Below are 1,195 nucleotides of genomic sequence, written 5' to 3' on the forward strand. Positions count from 1 at the left end.
GGGGTGGTAGGCGTCGAGCGGGGTGTGGCCGTTGACGACGATGTGCGGGGCGGCCTTCTTCGCCAGATCGAGCGCGGTGCCGAGGTCGAACCGGCGCTGGTCGAGCCAGTCGTCTTCGCGCTCGGACGGCCGCAGTTCGTAGGACCACTCGCCCGCCGCGTTCAGGCAGTCCCGGTGGCGGACCACCGCCCACCGGTCGTCGCCCCGGTACTCGACGTTGATCGTGAACAGGCTCCGGTTGATGTCGCCCTCGGGGAGGATCGACACCTCGTAGCGGGTGGCCTGCACGGTGGCGCGCGGCACGCCGGGCGTGGCGTGGCCGAGAGCGTCGGTGATCTCCCGCATCGTCATCGCGGGCTTCGGGTCGGTCATCGGGGTTTCCCTTCAGTCGAGTTGGTTTGCTCTGTTTTGTGCTATTTCTCAGATTGGCGCTGCGCTGCACGCCTCGCTGCCGCTCTCGACGCTGGACGTCCCGGAGTCCGTCGGGAGGGAGTTCGGGCCGCAGAAGCCCGCTCAGGGGTGCAGAACAGGCACTCTCGGTTGCTCTGGATCCTCACCAGTGGAGCGCCCGGACTGAAACTGCTCCAGCACGCCGATCAGAACGTCACGGTGATGAGTCACCACGTACCTGATGAGATCTTCAACCCGCTGGCCATACGGCTGCGGTGAGTACCAGATCTCCAGGTTCTCGGGTCGGTTGTCGTCGCGGACGCCGTTGATGTGGTGGACCGTCTCGCCGCGCTCCAGGGGCCTGCCAATCTCGCGCTCCATGACCACGCGGTGCTCAGCAATGATGCGACCGTCTTCCAGCTTCACGACTACGTATCCGTCGCTCTTGGTGTAGCGGCTACCTGGGACCCGATACCGGCATCCGCGGCCCTTCCAGTGCTCCACGCAATAGCCCATGCCCCAACCCTTGTTATTGCGCCTCACCGGCAGAGGGCACCCGTCTTCCATGCAGATTGCCGCTGGTATTCGCACCGTCATCAGGCCGTTCCTTTCAGCTCTGGTGGACTTGTTCTGCCTAAACGCCGCGCTGGCACTCAGGGGGCTTCTCAGGGCTACTGCGCGGCGACCGGAGATCCGGCGGCGCCAAAGCCCCGCGCGGACGGCCACACCGCGGTCCGGTCCCCCAAGCGCCGCGCCCCTCACGCGACGGCCTCCCACCGGCACCCCGAGCCCACGAGACGCTCAT

The 1,195-nt window shown here is 66.6% G+C and carries 2 protein-coding genes; both read right to left on the bottom strand.

Features of this window, described 5'->3' with window-relative positions; genetic code table 11:
• Positions 1-372: hypothetical protein (locus tag E2651_RS43260; RefSeq protein WP_209446401.1), on the bottom strand; the 372-nt coding region annotated here is incomplete at its 3' end.
• Positions 373-513: 141 nt separating this feature from the next.
• Positions 514-816: an HNH endonuclease gene (locus E2651_RS43265; protein WP_209446402.1), complete on the bottom strand. Its 303-nt coding sequence runs from the start codon at positions 814-816 to the stop codon at positions 514-516.
• Positions 817-1,195: the final 379 nt, after the last annotated feature.

Source organism: Streptomyces sp. MZ04, from assembly GCF_004684775.1.
Taxonomy (GTDB): domain Bacteria; phylum Actinomycetota; class Actinomycetes; order Streptomycetales; family Streptomycetaceae; genus Streptomyces.